General features: G+C 55.3%; 21 protein-coding genes. 3 read left to right on the top strand and 18 right to left on the bottom strand.

From position 1 onward, the window contains the following. Window positions 1-47 precede the first annotated feature (47 nt). A complete protein-coding gene (locus tag GTU67_RS04385) occupies window positions 48-1,262 on the bottom strand; it encodes a CaiB/BaiF CoA transferase family protein (RefSeq protein WP_185778924.1) in 1,215 nt (404 codons plus the stop codon). Between the two features lie 183 nt (window positions 1,263-1,445). On the opposite strand from GTU67_RS04385, the gene GTU67_RS04380 reads away from it, so the two are divergent. Both GTU67_RS04380 and GTU67_RS04375 read left to right on the top strand, forming a co-directional pair. Then, the gene (locus tag GTU67_RS04380) at window positions 1,446-2,444 is read left to right on the top strand and encodes a LysR substrate-binding domain-containing protein (RefSeq protein WP_249417572.1); all 999 of its coding nucleotides are present in this window, start codon (window positions 1,446-1,448) and stop codon (window positions 2,442-2,444) included. Window positions 2,445-2,694: 250 nt separating this feature from the next. Continuing rightward, window positions 2,695-2,985 (top strand): alpha/beta hydrolase, encoded by a 291-nt coding sequence (locus tag GTU67_RS04375; protein ID WP_185778923.1) that lies wholly within the window; start codon window positions 2,695-2,697, stop codon window positions 2,983-2,985. Window positions 2,986-3,149: 164 nt separating this feature from the next. Here the strand turns inward: GTU67_RS04375 and rpsQ are convergent, their stop codons facing one another. From rpsQ to rplC, 10 genes are read right to left on the bottom strand one after another with little or no spacing between them, the layout of a single operon-like run. Further along, window positions 3,150-3,425, bottom strand: a complete 276-nt coding sequence (gene rpsQ / locus GTU67_RS04370; protein ID WP_185778922.1) for a 30S ribosomal protein S17 — start codon at window positions 3,423-3,425, stop codon at window positions 3,150-3,152. Window position 3,426: 1 nt separating this feature from the next. Continuing rightward, window positions 3,427-3,618, bottom strand: a complete 192-nt coding sequence (rpmC, locus tag GTU67_RS04365; RefSeq protein WP_185778921.1) for a 50S ribosomal protein L29 — start codon at window positions 3,616-3,618, stop codon at window positions 3,427-3,429. Window positions 3,619-3,627: 9 nt separating this feature from the next. Continuing rightward, window positions 3,628-4,044, bottom strand: coding sequence for a 50S ribosomal protein L16 (gene rplP, locus GTU67_RS04360; RefSeq protein ID WP_185778920.1), 417 nt, complete (start codon window positions 4,042-4,044; stop codon window positions 3,628-3,630). 2 nt (window positions 4,045-4,046) lie between these two features. Continuing rightward, entirely contained in the window at window positions 4,047-4,838 is a 792-nt protein-coding gene (rpsC, locus tag GTU67_RS04355; protein ID WP_093971147.1) for a 30S ribosomal protein S3, read from the bottom strand. Window positions 4,839-4,847: 9 nt separating this feature from the next. Further along, window positions 4,848-5,180: a 50S ribosomal protein L22 gene (rplV, locus tag GTU67_RS04350; RefSeq protein ID WP_199722959.1), complete on the bottom strand. Its 333-nt coding sequence runs from the start codon at window positions 5,178-5,180 to the stop codon at window positions 4,848-4,850. Continuing rightward, window positions 5,181-5,456: a 30S ribosomal protein S19 gene (rpsS, locus tag GTU67_RS04345; RefSeq protein ID WP_093971149.1), complete on the bottom strand. Its 276-nt coding sequence runs from the start codon at window positions 5,454-5,456 to the stop codon at window positions 5,181-5,183. A 12-nt stretch (window positions 5,457-5,468) separates the two neighbouring features. Further along, on the bottom strand, window positions 5,469-6,296 hold the full coding sequence (gene rplB, locus GTU67_RS04340; RefSeq protein ID WP_185778919.1) for a 50S ribosomal protein L2: 828 nt from the start codon (window positions 6,294-6,296) through the stop codon (window positions 5,469-5,471). Continuing rightward, window positions 6,297-6,593 carry a 50S ribosomal protein L23 gene (rplW, locus tag GTU67_RS04335; protein ID WP_093971151.1) on the bottom strand — a complete coding sequence of 99 codons (297 nt, stop codon included), beginning with the start codon at window positions 6,591-6,593 and terminating at the stop codon, window positions 6,297-6,299. It lies immediately after the preceding gene. Continuing rightward, window positions 6,590-7,210 carry a 50S ribosomal protein L4 gene (gene rplD / locus GTU67_RS04330; RefSeq protein WP_185778918.1) on the bottom strand — a complete coding sequence of 207 codons (621 nt, stop codon included), beginning with the start codon at window positions 7,208-7,210 and terminating at the stop codon, window positions 6,590-6,592. The genes rplW and rplD overlap by 4 nt, the downstream gene beginning before the upstream one ends. A 3-nt stretch (window positions 7,211-7,213) precedes the next feature. Beyond that, the gene (gene rplC, locus GTU67_RS04325; RefSeq protein WP_173862541.1) at window positions 7,214-7,903 is read right to left on the bottom strand and encodes a 50S ribosomal protein L3; all 690 of its coding nucleotides are present in this window, start codon (window positions 7,901-7,903) and stop codon (window positions 7,214-7,216) included. Between the two features lie 332 nt (window positions 7,904-8,235). On the opposite strand from rplC, the gene guaD reads away from it, so the two are divergent. Beyond that, window positions 8,236-9,573, top strand: a complete 1,338-nt coding sequence (guaD, locus tag GTU67_RS04320) for a guanine deaminase (protein WP_185778917.1) — start codon at window positions 8,236-8,238, stop codon at window positions 9,571-9,573. A 41-nt stretch (window positions 9,574-9,614) separates the two neighbouring features. Here the strand turns inward: guaD and GTU67_RS04315 are convergent, their stop codons facing one another. From GTU67_RS04315 to GTU67_RS04285, 7 genes are all read right to left on the bottom strand, one after another. Next, window positions 9,615-10,391, bottom strand: coding sequence for a sulfite exporter TauE/SafE family protein (locus tag GTU67_RS04315; protein ID WP_185778916.1), 777 nt, complete (start codon window positions 10,389-10,391; stop codon window positions 9,615-9,617). Between the two features lie 137 nt (window positions 10,392-10,528). Then, entirely contained in the window at window positions 10,529-10,840 is a 312-nt protein-coding gene (gene rpsJ, locus GTU67_RS04310) for a 30S ribosomal protein S10 (RefSeq protein ID WP_093971156.1), read from the bottom strand. Window positions 10,841-10,913: 73 nt separating this feature from the next. Beyond that, window positions 10,914-12,104, bottom strand: a complete 1,191-nt coding sequence (tuf, locus tag GTU67_RS04305) for an elongation factor Tu (protein ID WP_123661536.1) — start codon at window positions 12,102-12,104, stop codon at window positions 10,914-10,916. Window positions 12,105-12,173: 69 nt separating this feature from the next. After that, entirely contained in the window at window positions 12,174-14,276 is a 2,103-nt protein-coding gene (gene fusA, locus GTU67_RS04300; protein ID WP_185778915.1) for an elongation factor G, read from the bottom strand. Between the two features lie 15 nt (window positions 14,277-14,291). Beyond that, the gene (gene rpsG / locus GTU67_RS04295; RefSeq protein WP_093971863.1) at window positions 14,292-14,762 is read right to left on the bottom strand and encodes a 30S ribosomal protein S7; all 471 of its coding nucleotides are present in this window, start codon (window positions 14,760-14,762) and stop codon (window positions 14,292-14,294) included. A gap of 135 nt (window positions 14,763-14,897) precedes the next feature. Further along, window positions 14,898-15,278 carry a 30S ribosomal protein S12 gene (gene rpsL / locus GTU67_RS04290; protein WP_093971862.1) on the bottom strand — a complete coding sequence of 127 codons (381 nt, stop codon included), beginning with the start codon at window positions 15,276-15,278 and terminating at the stop codon, window positions 14,898-14,900. Between the two features lie 294 nt (window positions 15,279-15,572). Further along, window positions 15,573-16,253, bottom strand: coding sequence for an isochorismatase family protein (locus GTU67_RS04285; RefSeq protein WP_346726974.1), 681 nt, complete (start codon window positions 16,251-16,253; stop codon window positions 15,573-15,575). Window positions 16,254-16,271 lie beyond the last annotated feature (18 nt).

The following is a 16,271-nucleotide window of genomic DNA, read 5'->3' as shown; positions in this document are numbered from 1 at the left end:
ATCGGCCCGCTTGTCGGAAGTGCTGGCTCGTCGGCCGCAAGCGCGCATCAAGCCAGCCCCGCTTCGCGCATTTGCGCATATTGTTCCGGGGTGACGCCAATACGCGCCAGCACTTCTTGCGTGTGGGCGCCCAGTTCGGGCCCCAACCAACGGGTTTGCCCCGGCGTTTCGCTAAGCTTGGGCACAATACCGGGCAAATCGACCGCCTGACCATCGGGCAGCTCGAACGACTGGATCATGTCGCGCGCACGGTAGTGCGCGTCTTCGTAAATGTCTTTTGCAGTGTATATGCGACCACAGGGCACCGAAGCCGCATCAAGGGTTTCAAGGATATGGTCAAGCGTATGCTGCGCCGTCCAGGCGGCAATCACCCCATCAATCATTTCGGTTTGCCTGGCCCGGCCGTCGTTTTGCGCCAGAGCCGGGTCATCGGCAAGGTCGGGACGGCCAATCGCCGCCATCAGACGCTTGAAAATGCCGTCGCCGTTACCCGCAATGGCCACGTAGCTGCCATCGTGGCACAGGTAGGTATTGGACGGCACAATGCCTGGCAGGGCCGAGCCCGTGCGTTCGCGGATATGCCCGCCCACCGAGTACTCCGGAATCAGGCTTTCCATGACGGCGAAGACGGCTTCGTACAAAGCCACGTCGATCATTTGGCCTTTACCCTGGTTGACCTTGACATGATGCATGGCGATGAGCGCCCCCACCACCGCGTACAACGACGCCAGCGTATCACCCAAACTGACACCGGTGCGCACGGGCGCGCGGTCGGGATAGCCCGTAACGTAGCGCAAGCCGCCCATACACTCGGCAATGGCCGCAAACCCAGGCTTCTGGCTGGCCGGGCCCGTTTGGCCATACCCCGAAATACGCACCATAATCAGTGACGGGTTCAGGGCATGCAGGGTGTCCCAGCCCAAGCCCCATTTTTCCAGGGTGCCGGGCCGAAAGTTTTCGATCACGACATCGGCCTCTGCCGCCAGCTTGCGCACAATTTCCTGGGCTTCCGGGTGTTTCAGGTCGAGCGTGACCGATTTTTTATTTCGGCTTTGGGTGTACCACCACAACGAGGTGCCCTTATGTAATTTGCGCCAGGTACGCAACGGGTCACCCTTTCCGGGGGGCTCGATTTTAATGACCTCGGCACCAAACTGCGCCAGCAACGTGCTGGCGTATGGGCCGGCGATCAAGGCGCCCAGCTCAAGGACCTTGACGCCTTTAAGGGCGAGGGGCTGAGCCTGGGCTTCTGCTTGTGTCATGTCGTCTCCGGGAAGATATCCGGGGTTGCTGCTGTACGCCCCGGGACCAAAAGAATGGCGATGCCAGCATGGACTAGTGCTGCAATCGCTTTACAACATGGTGTCTTGTTATTTACCCTTAGTAAAGCAGTCATATCCGATAGCATCATCGCAAAATGCGATGATACGCTGAGCCCGGCCGTTATGCTTAGACTCGATAATGCGCACCCGCTAACACCTGACTTTATTTTCATGACGATCGACCCCAAATCTTTAAGGCTGTTCGTGCAGGTCATGCAGGCCGGCACCATTGCTGCTGTTGCTCAGCGCGAACACATTGCCGCTGCCGCAATCAGTCGGCGCATTGCCGACCTGGAAACCACTCTGGGCGTCGCTCTGGTCGAACGAAGCAACAAAGGCCTGCTGCCCACCGCGGCCGGGCAGGCACTGATCAACCGTTCGCATCGCGTGCTGAACGAGCTCGACGGTATCGCGCTTCAGATGCACGAATATGTCTCGGGCGTTAAGGGCTACATCCGTATCCATGCAAATATGTCTGCGACCAACCAATTCTTGCCTACCGAACTGCAACAGTTTCTGTCTTGCCACCCTAACGTGCGTATTGACCTGACCGAGGCGCTGAGCACCGAGATTGCGCAGTCGGTGGCAGACAACGCCGCAGACATCGGCATTTTGGTTGCAGACGAAAGCACCAAGCAACCCGCCGGCGCAATGGTGGGCAAAACGGCGGGTGTCGAATACTTGCCTTATCGCAACGATACCCTTGTCATCATTACCGCTCAGGATCATCCACTCTCCTCTTCCCACCGCGTGCGCTTTGCCCAAACGCTAGACTATGTATACGTTGGCCTGCCACAAGGCAGCCAGCTTAACCTTCAGTTAAGCCGTGCGGCCCTTGCACTGGGGCGCGCGTGGCAAAGCCGATTTCAGGTGGCCAGCTATCACGCCCTGTGCTTAATGGTTGAAGCCGACCTGGGTATTGGACTTGTGCCACAACGCATCGCCGAAACGCACGCCAAAGCGCTGGACATTTGCCAGGTTCAACTTGATGAACCCTGGGCCCGTCGTCAGTTGAATCTTTGCGTTCGCTCGATCGACACGCTGTCGCCCAGCGCCAAACTGCTGGTTCAACACATGACACAGTTCGTTACGGCAACCAGCCCACAAACGCCATTATCATAAAACAAAATGAGCGCGCTCATTTTTATTTTTATTAGAAAAACTTAATGGAGACTCCCATCTGCGACGTTTTGCCATCGCGTGCCTTAGCGCGACGCTTTTCCTGGCCTCACCGGTCACTGCCCAAAATAACGCCGAGCCCAAAGTATTCCTTGAATACACGCAAGCAGAGCTCGACCGTAACTACAATCAGGCCGACTGGGCTGCCAACATCCGGCAATTGGTACAACGCTACGACCTGAAACCCGTACGTATGTCGGCACGTTCATCGTATGTACCGTTTACCGACGCGCTCGAGAACGCCATGAGCACCCAGCGGCACCTGGACAAGATCCACACGCCTGTCATTCTGGCCTACGGGTCGCTGGAGACCGACGAATTCAAACGCCAGACCGCCGACTTCGCCAAAGCCATGCAAGCCGCAGGCAAGCCGGTCGAATTGATCAAGGCCGACCTGTTCAACCACTTTGAAATCATGGATGACTTCGGTAACCCCTACGGGCAAGTATCGGCGGCGGCCATCAAGCAGATCAAAGGTAAATAAGCTGAACGTAGCAAGCGCCATGGAACGAGCCCTGGCGTTATTGGTGTCTATACGCACACACATACAGCAAAACAAAAAGCCCGGTGGCCTAGGCCCCGGGCTTTTTGTTGTTGTGCAGTTTGTACTGCAGCGCACCCGCACTGGGCGGGGCACTGCAAGCCAAATTACACGACGCGTACTGCTTCGATCAGGCGAGTGACTGTCCAGGCCTTGTTACGGCTGATAGGACGGCCTTCTGCGATCTCGACGGTATCGCCTTCGTTGTACTGATTGGTTTCGTCGTGTGCCATGTATTTAGCAGAGCGGACGACGATTTTGCCGTATACAGGATGCTTAACGCGGCGCTCGACGCGAACGACGACGCTTTTGTCCATCTTGTTGCTGACAACTTTACCGATCAGCGTACGTTGACGCTTGGTAGTGTTTTGAGTTTCGCTCATTTTACTTTCCTGCCTTCTCAGTCAGGATTGTGCGTACACGAGCGATGTCGCGGCGTACTTTACCCAACTGACTGGTGTTGGAGAGTTGCTGAGTGGCGCGTTGCATACGCAAACCAAATTGCGCCTTCAGCAGGCTCTCGAGCTCGGTCTGGAGCTCTTTGGAATCTTTAGAACGGAGTTCGCTGGCTTTCATGAGGTCTCCTTAAGCGCCGATACGACGAGAAACGAACGTCGTGGAAATAGGCAACTTAGCGGCGGCCAGGCGGAAAGCTTCACGCGCCAGTTCTTCGCTGACGCCTTCCATTTCGTAGATCACCTTGCCGGGTTGAATTTCTGCGACCCAGTACTCAGGATTACCTTTACCGTTACCCATACGAACTTCGGCAGGTTTCTGCGAAATTGGTTTGTCGGGGAAAACGCGAATCCAGATACGACCACCACGTTTGATGTGACGGTTGATCGCACGACGAGCAGATTCGATTTGGCGAGCGGTCAGGCGGCCACGACCTGTGGCTTTAAGACCGAATTCGCCGAACGACACTTGCGCACCGCGAGTAGCCAGACCGGTGTTACGGCCTTTTTGCTCTTTGCGGTATTTTCTGCGTGACGGTTGCAACATGTTTATTCTCCTTCAGCTGGTGCTGCCGCCGCAGCATCAGGCTTACGAGGTCCGCGACCACGGCCACCCGCAGGACGACGGCCATCGGGACGGTCACCGCGAGGTGCACGACGTGGACGGCGCTCTTCATCGCGAGGCGCTGCGGTTTCAGGGGGCATTTCGCCGTTAGGCAGCATGTCGCCCTTGTAGACCCATACTTTAATACCGATGATCCCGTAAGTCGTTGCCGCTTCGGAAGTGCCGTAGTCGATGTTGGCGCGCAGGGTGTGCAGAGGCACACGACCTTCGCGGTACCATTCGGTACGGGCAATTTCGATACCGTTCAGACGACCGGAGCTCATGATCTTGATGCCCTGGGCACCCAGACGCATTGCGTTCTGCATGGCGCGTTTCATGGCGCGGCGGAACTGAATACGCTTTTCGAGCTGTTGGGCGATAGAGTCAGCGATGAGCTGAGCATCGGTTTCGGGCTTGCGGATTTCTTCGATGTTGACGTGCACAGGCACGCCCATCAGACGCTGAAGATCGGCCTTGAGGCTTTCGATGTCTTCGCCACGCTTGCCGATCACTACGCCCGGACGTGCCGAGTAAACAGTGATACGTGCATTTTTAGCGGGGCGCTCGATAACGACGCGACCAACCGAAGCACTTTTCAGTTTTTTCTTGAGGTATTCGCGAACACGGATATCGTCGGCGAGCATGCCACCGAATGCCTTGTCGTCTGCATACCAGCGAGAAGTCCAGTTACGATTAACCGCGAGGCGGAACCCAATCGGGTGTACTTTTTGTCCCATTGCGACTCCTTAAGCGCCGACTTTGACCACAATGTGGCAAGTCTGCTTCTCGATACGGTTACCGCGGCCTTTCGCACGTGCGGAGAAACGCTTCATGGACTCGCCTTTGTCAACATAGATAGTGGTGACTTTCAGTTCGTCGATGTCGGCGCCGTCGTTGTGCTCGGCGTTGGCGATTGCGGACTCAAGGGCTTTCTTGAGAATGCCCGCGGCTTTCTTGGGGGTGAACGTCAGGATGTTCAGCGCCTGCGAAACCGATTTGCCACGGATCATGTCCGCAACCAAACGGGTTTTTTGCGCTGAAATGTGGACGCCACGGATAATTGCTGTAGTTTCCATCACTTACCTCTTGGACTTTTTGTCCGCTGCGTGGCCCTTGAATGTACGGGTCAGAGCGAACTCGCCGAGTTTGTGACCGACCATGTTCTCGTTGATATAAACGGGAACGTGCTGGCGGCCATTGTGCACAGCAATCGTCAGCCCAATGAACTCGGGCAGGATGGTGGAACGGCGCGACCAGGTTTTGATCGGCTTTTTGTCTTTGCCTTCGACGGCGGCATCAACCTTTTTGATCAGGTGATCGTCGACGAATGGGCCTTTTTTAATCGAACGTGCCATTATGTACGCCCCTTACTTGCGCTTGCGACGCGAGACAATCATGTTGTCTGTGCGCTTGTTGCTTCGAGTGCGATAGCCCTTGGCCGGTGTACCCCATGGGCTGACCGGTTCACGACCTTCGCCAGTACGTCCTTCACCACCACCGTGCGGGTGATCGACCGGGTTCATGGCAACACCACGAACGGTAGGACGTACACCGCGCCAGCGCATGGCACCGGCTTTACCGATTTGACGCAAGCTATGTTCTTCGTTACCCACTTCACCAATCGTTGCACGGCAATCGATGTGGACGCGGCGGACTTCGCCAGAGCGCAGACGCACCTGAGCGTAGACACCTTCGCGGGCCATCAGGACGGCCGATGCACCGGCCGAACGTGCCAACTGGGCACCTTTACCGGGCATCATTTCGATGCAGTGAATGGTGGAGCCGACGGGGATATTGCGGATAGGCAATGTGTTACCCGTACGGATGGGGGCTTCTTTACCCGACAACAGTGTTGCACCAACTTCAAGACCACGCGGGGCGATGATGTAGCGGCGCTCGCCGTCGACATAGCACAACAGTGCGATGTGGGCGGTACGGTTGGGGTCGTACTCGAGACGTTCAACTTTGGCAGGAATGCCGTCTTTGTTGCGACGGAAGTCGACCAGACGGTAGTGCTGCTTGTGACCACCTCCACGGTGACGTACCGTGATGTGACCGTTGTTGTTACGACCGGAGCCGCGCTTTTTCTTTTCGAGCAGAGCTGCGAATGGTGCGCCTTTGTGCAGATCAGGCGAAACCACCTTGATCATGCCACGACGACCAGCCGAGGTCGGCTTGACTTTAACGAGTGCCATTTAGTTCACCTCCGTAAAGTCGAGTTCTTGACCTTCTTTGAGCGAAACATAAGCTTTGCGCTCGTTGCGGCGGCGACCGACGAAACGACCAAAGCGTTTTTGTTTGCCCTTTTGGTTCAGGACCTGAACGGAATCGACTTCGACTTTGAAGAGAAGCTCGACCGCGGCCTTGATTTCAGGCTTGGTAGCGTCAGCCACCACACGGAAAGCGATTTGCTGATTTTTTTCGGCAACGAAAGTGGACTTTTCGGTCACGATCGGGGCCAGGATAACTTGCAGTAAGCGTTCGGCGTTCATCCCAACATCTCCTCGAGTTGAGCGATAGCCGGCTTAGTGATCAACACATTTTTGTAGTGGATCAGCGAGAGCGGATCGGCATAACGCGGTTCGACAACAGCAACGTGAGGCAGGTTGCGAGTTGCGAGGTAAACGTTTTCGTCGAGTGTATCGGTGATGATAAGCACCGACTCAAGACCCATGCTTTTGAGCTTGTCGGCAGCAAGCTTAGTCTTGGGAGACTCGAGCTCGAAGCTTTCGACAACGGCGATGCGGTCTTCGCGAGCCAACTGCGAAAGAATCGCACGAATACCGGCGCGATACATTTTCTTGTTGACCTTCTGCGAGAAGTTCTCGTCGGGGGAGTTAGGGAATGCACGACCACCTCCGCGCCAGATAGGCGAGGATGTCATACCGGCACGGGCACGGCCTGTGCCTTTTTGGCGCCAGGGTTTTTTGGTGCTGTGCTTGACTTCGGCGCGGTCTTTCTGAGCGCGGTTACCGCTACGTGCGTTAGCCTGGAAGGCCACGACGATTTGGTGAACCAGTGCTTCGTTAAAGTCACGACCGAAAACGGTGTCGGGCGCTGCAAACGTAGCGGCCGATTGACCTTGATCATTCAGGAGCTTGAGTTCCATTGATTACGCCCCTTTCTTGGCCGACATCTTGATGGCCGGACGAACGATAACGTCGGCATTTTTGTGGCCGGGCACTGCGCCCTTGACCAACAACAAGCCGCGTTCTGCGTCGACGCGAACGATGTCAAGATTTTGAACAGTGCGGGTTACGTCACCCATGTGACCAGCCATTTTCTTACCGGGGAAAATACGACCCGGATCTTGTGCCTGACCGATAGAACCAGGAACGCGGTGCGAACGGGAGTTACCGTGAGAAGCACGCTGCGAACTGAAGTTATGGCGCTTGATGGTACCGGCAAAGCCTTTACCAATGGTTGTGCCAGTGACGTCAACTTTTTGACCAGCTTCGAATACGCTTTCGACGGCCACAACTGCACCAGCCGTAAATTCGGCGGCTTTGGCTGGATCGAGACGGAATTCTTTGAGGATGCTACCGGCTTCGGCGCCGGCTTTTGCGTAATGGCCTGCAACAGGCTTAGTTACGCGAGTTGCACGGCGTGTGCCGTATGCAACTTGAACGGCCGCATAGCCATCGACTTCAGGGGACTTGACCTGGGTGACGCGGTTGTTGGACACGTCCAGTACAGTTACCGGGATGGACTCGCCTTCCTCGGTAAAGATACGGGTCATGCCAACTTTGCGACCAACCAGCCCAAGCCGGTATGCGGCAGGCGTAGGTGTCGAGTTCGACATCATTTTCTCCATTCCCGACTACGATTGGTCGGGGCTAAATTACGTGAAAAAACCGCACAAAAGTTTGTGCGTAAGGCAATGCATTTACTCATGCATTTCGCACGTACCCTGTACGCCGTTTCACAATTCTTGTTTAAACCAAGTGACGCTTTTTTGGTTAAGCCTTGCAATTTAACATGAAAAAGCCATTTTTTGCAAATGTCACAATGGTTTATGTACGGTCGACAAGGCCGATCGTTGGCATAACGCCGCACATTTTTGCGCATGCGCTACAGTTCAACCTTGGGCGCTGCATTTGCGCTGGTTCATACAATAACAACACGGAGTCAGACATGGCGACCTTTGCCAACCGCACCGCAATTCGTGGTGCTTATGTCACCTTTACCGACAACCCCTTTGCCGCCGGCGACAACGCGGCCATGCATTTCGAACCCGACGGCCTCATTATTATTGACGACGGGGTCATTACATTTTCGGGCAACTACGCCGACGGCGCAGGTCTTGTGCAGGGCCATCCCGTTACCCACTACACCGATGCAGTGATTTTGCCCGGTTTTATCGATACCCATGTGCATTACCCCCAACTGCAAATGATCGGTGCATACGGGGCACAGCTTATCGACTGGCTGAACACCTACACGTTCGTGGCCGAGCAACAGTATGCCGACCTCGACTACGCCCGGCAGGTGTCCGGCGTATTTCTTGACGAACTGATACGGACCGGCACGACAACAGCCGCAGTGTATTGCACCGCACATCCCAATTCGGTCACCGGATTTTTCGAAGCTGCGCAGCGACGCAACATGCGCATGATTGCAGGCAAAGTGCTTATGGATCGCAACGCACCTGAAGCGCTGTGCGATACCGCCCAAAGCGGATTCGATGACTCACTGGCACTTATTAACACCTGGCATGGCAAGGGGCGGCTGCATTACGCCATTACACCCCGTTTTGCGCCCACCAGCACTGAGGCACAGCTAGAGGCCGCTGGCGCGCTCTGGCAGGCACACCCCGATACCTATATGCAAACCCATGTGTCCGAAAACCTCGACGAGGTCGCGTGGGTCAAATCCTTGTTCCCCGAACGCCAGAACTATCTTGATGTTTATGCACATTACGGCCTGGTAGGCCCGCGCGCCGTCTTTGGCCATGCCATTCACCTCGAGCCGGCAGAGTGGGATCTGATGGCCTCGAGCGGATCGAGTATTTCGCATTGCCCGACCTCAAACACATTTCTGGGGAGCGGCCTGTTCGACTTCAAAAGGGCGTTTCAGCCCAAAGCGCCGCATCAAGCGGTCAGAACAGGCTTGGCCAGCGACGTAGGCGGCGGTACCTCGTTGTCTATGCTGCGCTGCATGGGCGAGGCCTATAAGGTTGGCCAATTAGGCGGTTATTCAGTATCGGCGGCCAAAGCCTTTTACATGGCCACGCGGGGCGCCGCCAAAGCCCTTTATCTTGAAGACCGCATTGGTTCGATTGCGCCTGGATTTGACGGCGACCTGGTCGTTCTTAACCGAAAATCAACACCGTTGCTTCAGTTTCGCGATGCCTACTGCAACTCGATTGAAGAGGCGTTGTTTGTATTGATGACGCTGGGCGACGACCGCGCAACGCAGGCGGTATATGTTGCGGGCGACCTGGCCTATGTGGCTGCAGCCGAGGCGGATTGACCTGCACCGGCGGGGTTGCGGGGCCGTGCCCCGCAGCCCATTCATCCCAGGGCGGTCGCGCCGTCCCAGGCCAGCTTCAGGCCCGTCAAGAACAAAAACAAATACATCAACCGGAAGAACGTCACCGGATTGATCTTGTCGTGTAGCCAAATACCCAGCTTAACCCCAATAACCGCCAGTGGCGCCAACACCAGCGACGTCCCCAGGTTGGTTGCGTCAAGCAATCCCAATGCCGCATAAGGCACCAGCTTCACGTAATTGACGATGGCGAAGAATATCGTCACTGTGCCGACCATAAGCCGCTTGTCGAGCTGCTTGGGCAGCAAATACATCATCAAGGGTGGCGCGCCGGCATGGGCCAAAAAACTTGTAAAGCCCGACACGCCAGCCCAGAATGCACCTTGAATACGGTCAACCACATCATTGCCCGCCTTTTTCGGCTTTATGGTCCGCCAACGCTTGCTCCAGTGATTCAGCGTGAACAATATCGCCATCAACCCCAGCAGAAGCTTAAGGGCGGCATCACTGACGTACTCGAACGCCAGATAGCCGGCCAACACACCAATCAGCGCACCCGGGATCAGACGCAGCATCAATGATGTATTCCACGTCGAGATCCATGCCTTTAAGCCGGTCACGTCCATGACGCACAATATGGGCAGCATGATGCTGGCCGCCTGAACCGGCGATACCGTTAGCGCCATAAGCGGCACAGCCAGCATGCCCAATCCGCCGGCAAACCCGCCTTTGCCAATGCCCACAATGAGTACGCCGGGCACAGCCACCAAATAAAACCACGGGTCGGAAATCAACGACATGCCATTACCTGCTGTAGAACGCTTGCCTGGATTATTTGCACCCTAGGCCATGCTGAAAACATATTGCCAACCGGCAAAAGAAAAACGCCATGCTAGGCATGGCGTTTACGCTGAATACACAGCAACTGCTTTACGACTTACTGCAGGGCGATTTCGACATCAACGCCGGCAGGCAGGTCGAGACGCATCAGGGCGTCAACGGTCTTGTCGGTAGGATCAACAATGTCCATCAGGCGCTGGTGCGTACGAATTTCCATTTGGTCGCGCGCGGTCTTGTTGACGTGAGGTGAGCTCAACAGATCGTAGCGACGAATACGCGTAGGCAGTGGTACGGGACCACGCACTACCGCACCCGTACGCTTGGCGGTTTCAACGATTTCAGCTGCCGACTGGTCGATCAGCTTGTAATCGAAGGCTTTCAAACGGATGCGGATTTTCTGGTTTTTCATGGAGATTCCTAAAGAACGATAAAGGTAAAGGGCGAAAGCCCCTTACCTAGACTTGAAGAACTATTGCGCTAAATTAGGCAATAATTTTAGCAACAACACCGGCGCCGACGGTACGGCCACCTTCGCGAATCGCGAAGCGCAGACCTTCTTCCATAGCGATCGGAGCGATCAGCTTGACGGTCATCGAGACGTTATCGCCAGGCAGAACCATTTCTTTGTCTGCGCCCAGGTCGATCGTACCGGTAACGTCAGTTGTACGGAAGTAGAACTGAGGACGATAGCCATTGAAGAACGGCGTGTGACGGCCACCTTCGTCTTTGGACAGAATGTACACCTCGGCGGTGAACTCGGTGTGCGGCTTGATCGAGCCGGGCTTGGCCAGAACCTGACCACGCTCGACGTCTTCACGCTTGGTACCGCGCAGCAATACACCAACGTTGTCGCCAGCTTGACCTTGGTCCAGCAGCTTGCGGAACATTTCAACGCCCGTGCAAGTCGTCTTGACGGTGTCTTTGATACCAACGATTTCGATCTCTTCGCCGACTTTAACAATACCGCGCTCGATACGGCCAGTCACCACAGTACCGCGACCCGAGATCGAGAAGACGTCTTCAACAGGCATCAGGAATGTACCGTCAACCGCACGCTCAGGCGTGGGGATGTAGGTGTCCAGTGCTTCAGCCAGTTTCAGGATCGCTTCTTTACCCAATGGGCCTTCGTCGCCTTCCAGCGCCAGCTTGGCCGAACCCTTGATGATGGGGGTGTCGTCGCCGGGGAAGTCGTACTTGGACAGCAGCTCGCGCACTTCCATTTCGACCAGCTCGAGCAACTCTTCGTCGTCGACCATGTCGGCTTTGTTCAGGAACACGATGATGTAAGGCACGCCAACCTGACGGCTCAGCAGAATGTGTTCACGTGTTTGGGGCATTGGGCCGTCAGCGGCCGATACCACCAAAATCGCGCCGTCCATCTGGGCGGCACCCGTAATCATGTTCTTGACGTAGTCGGCGTGGCCGGGGCAGTCAACGTGAGCGTAGTGACGGGCTGCGGTTTCGTACTCAACGTGCGAAGTATTAATCGTAATACCACGGGCCTTTTCTTCGGGCGCTGCGTCAATTTGCGAGTAGTCTTTGGCTTCGCCACCGAAGGCCTTGGACAATACTGTTGTGATCGCTGCGGTCAGCGTCGTTTTGCCGTGGTCAACGTGACCGATCGTGCCGACGTTTACGTGCGGTTTGGTCCGCTCAAACTTACCTTTTGCCATGTCTTATCCTATGAGTATTCAAGGAAACAAAAAATTTATCCTGCCCACAACATGTGGGCAGGGACTGCATTACTTGCTGCGCGCGCTAACGACTTCGTCAGCAACGTTCTTTGGAGCTTCAGCGTAGTGCTTGAACTCCATCGTGTAGGTTGCGCGACCCTGGGTTTGCGAACGCAAACTGGTTGCATAACCAAACATCTCGGCCAGGGGTACTTCAGCCTTGATAATCTTGCCACCGCCGACCATGTCGTCCATGCCCTGAACCATACCGCGGCGTGAGGACAAGTCGCCCATTACCGTACCAGCATAGTCTTCGGGTGTTTCGACTTCGACAGCCATCATGGGTTCGAGCAGCACAGGGCTGGCCTTGCGCATACCGTCTTTGAACGCCATCGACGCCGCCATACGGAAAGCGTTTTCGTTCGAGTCAACGTCGTGGTACGAACCGAAGAACAACGTGACTTTGACGTCGACGACCGGGTAACCCGCGATAACACCTGCAGGCAGGGTTTCTTGAATACCGCGATCGACTGCGGGGATGTATTCGCGAGGAACCACACCGCCCTTGATGGCGTCGACGAACTCGTAACCACCGCCGGGAGGCAGGGGCTCGAGCTTGAGGACAACGTGACCGTACTGACCACGACCACCCGACTGCTTGACGAACTTACCTTCGATTTCGTCGCAGGTTTTGCGAATCGTTTCGCGGTAAGCCACCTGGGGCTTACCAACGTTGGCTTCAACACCAAATTCGCGCTTGAGGCGGTCGACGATGATGTCAAGGTGCAGCTCGCCCATACCCGAAATAATGGTTTGACCCGATTCTTCGTCTGTGCGAACACGGAACGAAGGATCTTCTTGGGCCAGACGCGACAGGGCCAGACCCATTTTTTCCTGGTCGGCTTTGGTTTTGGGTTCGACGGCCTGCGAAATAACGGGCTCTGGGAACTCCATGCGCTCGAGAACGACATGATTGTCGATATCGCACAAGGTTTCGCCAGTAGTAACGTCTTTCAGACCGACGACCGCAGCGATGTCGCCTGCAACCACTTCTTTGATTTCAGAACGGTTGTTGGAGTGCATCTGCAAGATACGACCGATACGCTCTTTTTTGCCTTTAACCGAGTTGAATACGGTGTCGCCCGAATTGAGCACACCTGAGTACACACGGATAAAGGTCAGCTGACCAACGAACGGGTCGGTCATGAGCTTGAACGCCAAGGCGGACATTGGCGCCTTGTCGTCGGCAGGACGGGTGACGGGATTGCCGTCATCGTCTTGACCTTCGACCGGAGGAATGTCGACGGGCGACGGCAGGTAGTCAATAACAGCGTCGAGCATGCGCTGAACGCCTTTGTTTTTGAAGGCCGTACCGCACAACATGGGCTGAATTTCGCAAGCGATGGTACGCAGACGCAAACCTTTCTGGATCTCTTCTTCGGTCAGCTCGCCGGTTTCGAGATACTTGTTCATCAGCTCTTCGTTGGCTTCAGCAGCCGACTCGACCAGCTTCTCACGCCACTCGTTGGAGATTTCAACGAGATCGGCGGGAATGTCGATGTACTCGAACTTCATGCCCTGAGTGGCTTCATCCCAGATGATGCCCTTCATTTTGATCAGGTCGACAACGCCTTTGAACTCGTCTTCGGCGCCAATAGGTACCACGATAGGTACGGGGTTGGCTTTCAGACGTGTTTTGAGATGGTCGTAAACCTTGAAGAAGTTTGCGCCAGTGCGGTCCATTTTGTTGACGAAGGCCAGACGGGGTACACCGTACTTGTTAGCCTGACGCCATACCGTTTCGGACTGAGGCTGAACGCCGCCCACCGCGCAATACACCATGCAGGCGCCGTCGAGCACACGCATGGAACGTTCTACTTCGATGGTGAAGTCAACGTGGCCCGGGGTGTCGATAACGTTAATACGGTGCTCGGGGTAGTTGTTGCCCATACCACTCCAGAAGGCCGTTGTTGCGGCCGAGGTAATGGTAATACCGCGTTCCTGCTCTTGCTCCATCCAGTCCATCGTTGCGGCGCCGTCGTGCACCTCGCCGATTTTATGGCTGACGCCTGTATAGAACAGAATGCGTTCGCTGGTGGTGGTTTTACCAGCGTCGATGTGCGCAGAGATACCGATGTTACGGTAGCGCTGGATTGGGGTTTTACGGGCCATTTGTGTGTCCTTTGATTACCAACGGAAATGGCTGAAAGCTTTGTTAGCCTCGGCCATTTTGTGCGTGTCTTCGCGTTTCTTCATTGCGGCGCCACGACCTTCGGAAGCGTCGAGCAATTCGCCGGCCAGGCGCAGATCCATCGATTTTTCACCACGCTTTTTGGCTGCTTCACGCAACCAGCGCATGGCCAGTGCCAGGCGGCGCACAGGGCGCACTTCAACTGGAACCTGATAGTTCGCGCCACCGACACGGCGGCTTTTTACTTCGACGATAGGCTTGATGTTGTTGATGGCGGTATTGAAGACCTCGATAGGCTCTTTGCCAGTTTTGGCCTGAATCTGGTCAAGCGCGCCGTAAATAATACGTTCGGCGACGGCTTTTTTACCGGACAACATAACAACGTTCATGAACTTGGCGAGCTCTACGCTACCGAATTTAGGATCGGGCAGAATCTCACGTTTGGGTACTTCGCGACGACGAGGCATTTTAATATTTCCTTGTGACAGTTCAGTTGTACCGTGCCTTTGCACGGCCCTGGCCATTTATTCGAAATGACCACTTACATGCCATGGCAGGGTTGCCACAGCTGCACTGAGTGGGCCAACGATGTGGCCAATAATTTACTTACCCGCTTTGGGCCGCTTAGCGCCGTATTTCGAGCGAGCCTGCTTACGGTCTTTAACGCCTTGCAGGTCGAGCGAGCCACGGACGATGTGGTAACGCACACCAGGCAAGTCTTTTACACGACCACCACGCACCAGAACGACCGAGTGTTCTTGCAGGTTGTGGCCTTCACCGCCGATATACGAAATGACTTCGAAACCGTTGGTAAGACGTACCTTGGCGACTTTACGCAAAGCCGAGTTAGGTTTTTTGGGGGTTGTAGTGTACACACGAGTGCACACGCCACGGCGCTGGGGGCAGTTTTCAAGAGCAGGGCTCTTGCTCTTGGCGCGAGTGGCTTCGCGCGGTTTACGCACGAGTTGGCTAATGGTTGGCATGACCTTAACGCGTCCTTTTGATGTACTTGCGTACGATTTACGTTGTGAATCTCAAAGCGGCGTACCGCTTTGATGCGATATTTGGCAGCGCCCAAATAACTAAGGGCGGTTTATACAAAACCGCCCTAACGCATTACACAAACGTAAAAGAGCGGGTCTTGCAGTACCCGGACTGCCGCTGCACAGGCCCTGGCAAATAAAATATTACTGGCGCGCCAAGGCAAGGCAAATTTTCCGGATAGCTTGCCACTGTAGCACAAGCTAAGGGAAAACGTCAATATGCAGTACCGTGGTTTACGTGCGTTCAAACAGCGCAAACAATTCTTTCGAATCAACGACGTTACCAAACTGCTGGACAATATTTTCAAGCGCACTGCGGTGCTCTTCGTCGGACAATGAGGCGCAGCAATCGGACAGCATGACGACCTTGAAGTCGAGCATCATGGCATCGCGTGCCGTTGATTCGCAGCACACATTGGTTTTAGTCCCGGCGACAAGAATCGTATCGATGCCGCGACTACGCAAAACGCGTTCCAACGATGACGACCCGGGGATCAGCGCACTATAGCGATTTTTAACAATCGTGATGTCGCCGGCCTCTGTTTGCAACTCGGTATAAACCGCCTGATTCTCGGGTGAGTTGGCCTGCAGCGTACGCTCGCGAATATCACCGGCCACGATATGGTTGTAGAACATATCCCAGTCAGAATATTGCCCGTACGACTCGTTGGCATGCAACACCCAGATAACGGGCACGCCAAGCTCGCGCAGCTTGGGGGTTAGCGCGTTTAAATTGGGAACAATACCCCGCGACGTAGCGACTTCGGCCGGGCTACCCTCGGCGCAAAAAGTGTTTTGCATGTCGATAACGACCAACGCCGTTGTAGCCGGGTCGATCGACGGGTGCATATGCACGCGGCCACGACGCTTCATGACACGTTCGATAATTTCAGGACGGATACCAATGTGATGCACGCGCTTGTCTCCTTGTGA

The organism is Pusillimonas minor (genome assembly GCF_014237865.1).
Taxonomy (GTDB): Bacteria; Pseudomonadota; Gammaproteobacteria; order Burkholderiales; family Burkholderiaceae_B; genus Neopusillimonas; species Neopusillimonas minor.
Note: the sequence above shows the minus strand (reverse complement) of the source record. Positions and strands in the feature narration are given on the sequence as shown.

Excerpts from the sequence above, each read along its gene's own strand:
- rplP (WP_185778920.1), bottom strand. The coding sequence starts at position 4,044 with ATGTTGCAACCGTCACGCAGAAAATACCGCAAAGAGCAAAAAGGCCGT.
- rpsC (WP_093971147.1), bottom strand. The coding sequence starts at position 4,838 with ATGGGACAAAAAGTACACCCGATTGGGTTCCGCCTCGCGGTTAATCGT.
- fusA (WP_185778915.1), bottom strand. The coding sequence starts at position 14,276 with ATGGCCCGTAAAACCCCAATCCAGCGCTACCGTAACATCGGTATCTCT.
- rpsL (WP_093971862.1), bottom strand. The coding sequence starts at position 15,278 with ATGCCAACCATTAGCCAACTCGTGCGTAAACCGCGCGAAGCCACTCGC.
- rplW (WP_093971151.1), bottom strand. The coding sequence starts at position 6,593 with ATGAACGCCGAACGCTTACTGCAAGTTATCCTGGCCCCGATCGTGACC.
- rpsJ (WP_093971156.1), bottom strand. The coding sequence starts at position 10,840 with ATGAAAAACCAGAAAATCCGCATCCGTTTGAAAGCCTTCGATTACAAG.
- tuf (WP_123661536.1), bottom strand. The coding sequence starts at position 12,104 with ATGGCAAAAGGTAAGTTTGAGCGGACCAAACCGCACGTAAACGTCGGC.
- GTU67_RS04380 (WP_249417572.1), top strand. The coding sequence starts at position 1,446 with ATGCTTAGACTCGATAATGCGCACCCGCTAACACCTGACTTTATTTTC.
- rplB (WP_185778919.1), bottom strand. The coding sequence starts at position 6,296 with ATGGCACTCGTTAAAGTCAAGCCGACCTCGGCTGGTCGTCGTGGCATG.
- guaD (WP_185778917.1), top strand. The coding sequence starts at position 8,236 with ATGGCGACCTTTGCCAACCGCACCGCAATTCGTGGTGCTTATGTCACC.
- rpsQ (WP_185778922.1), bottom strand. The coding sequence starts at position 3,425 with ATGAGCGAAACTCAAAACACTACCAAGCGTCAACGTACGCTGATCGGT.
- rplD (WP_185778918.1), bottom strand. The coding sequence starts at position 7,210 with ATGGAACTCAAGCTCCTGAATGATCAAGGTCAATCGGCCGCTACGTTT.
- rpmC (WP_185778921.1), bottom strand. The coding sequence starts at position 3,618 with ATGAAAGCCAGCGAACTCCGTTCTAAAGATTCCAAAGAGCTCCAGACC.
- GTU67_RS04385 (WP_185778924.1), bottom strand. The coding sequence starts at position 1,262 with ATGACACAAGCAGAAGCCCAGGCTCAGCCCCTCGCCCTTAAAGGCGTC.
- GTU67_RS04375 (WP_185778923.1), top strand. The coding sequence starts at position 2,695 with ATGTCGGCACGTTCATCGTATGTACCGTTTACCGACGCGCTCGAGAAC.
- rplC (WP_173862541.1), bottom strand. The coding sequence starts at position 7,903 with ATGTCGAACTCGACACCTACGCCTGCCGCATACCGGCTTGGGCTGGTT.
- rpsG (WP_093971863.1), bottom strand. The coding sequence starts at position 14,762 with ATGCCTCGTCGTCGCGAAGTACCCAAACGTGAGATTCTGCCCGATCCT.
- GTU67_RS04315 (WP_185778916.1), bottom strand. The coding sequence starts at position 10,391 with ATGTCGTTGATTTCCGACCCGTGGTTTTATTTGGTGGCTGTGCCCGGC.
- rpsS (WP_093971149.1), bottom strand. The coding sequence starts at position 5,456 with ATGGCACGTTCGATTAAAAAAGGCCCATTCGTCGACGATCACCTGATC.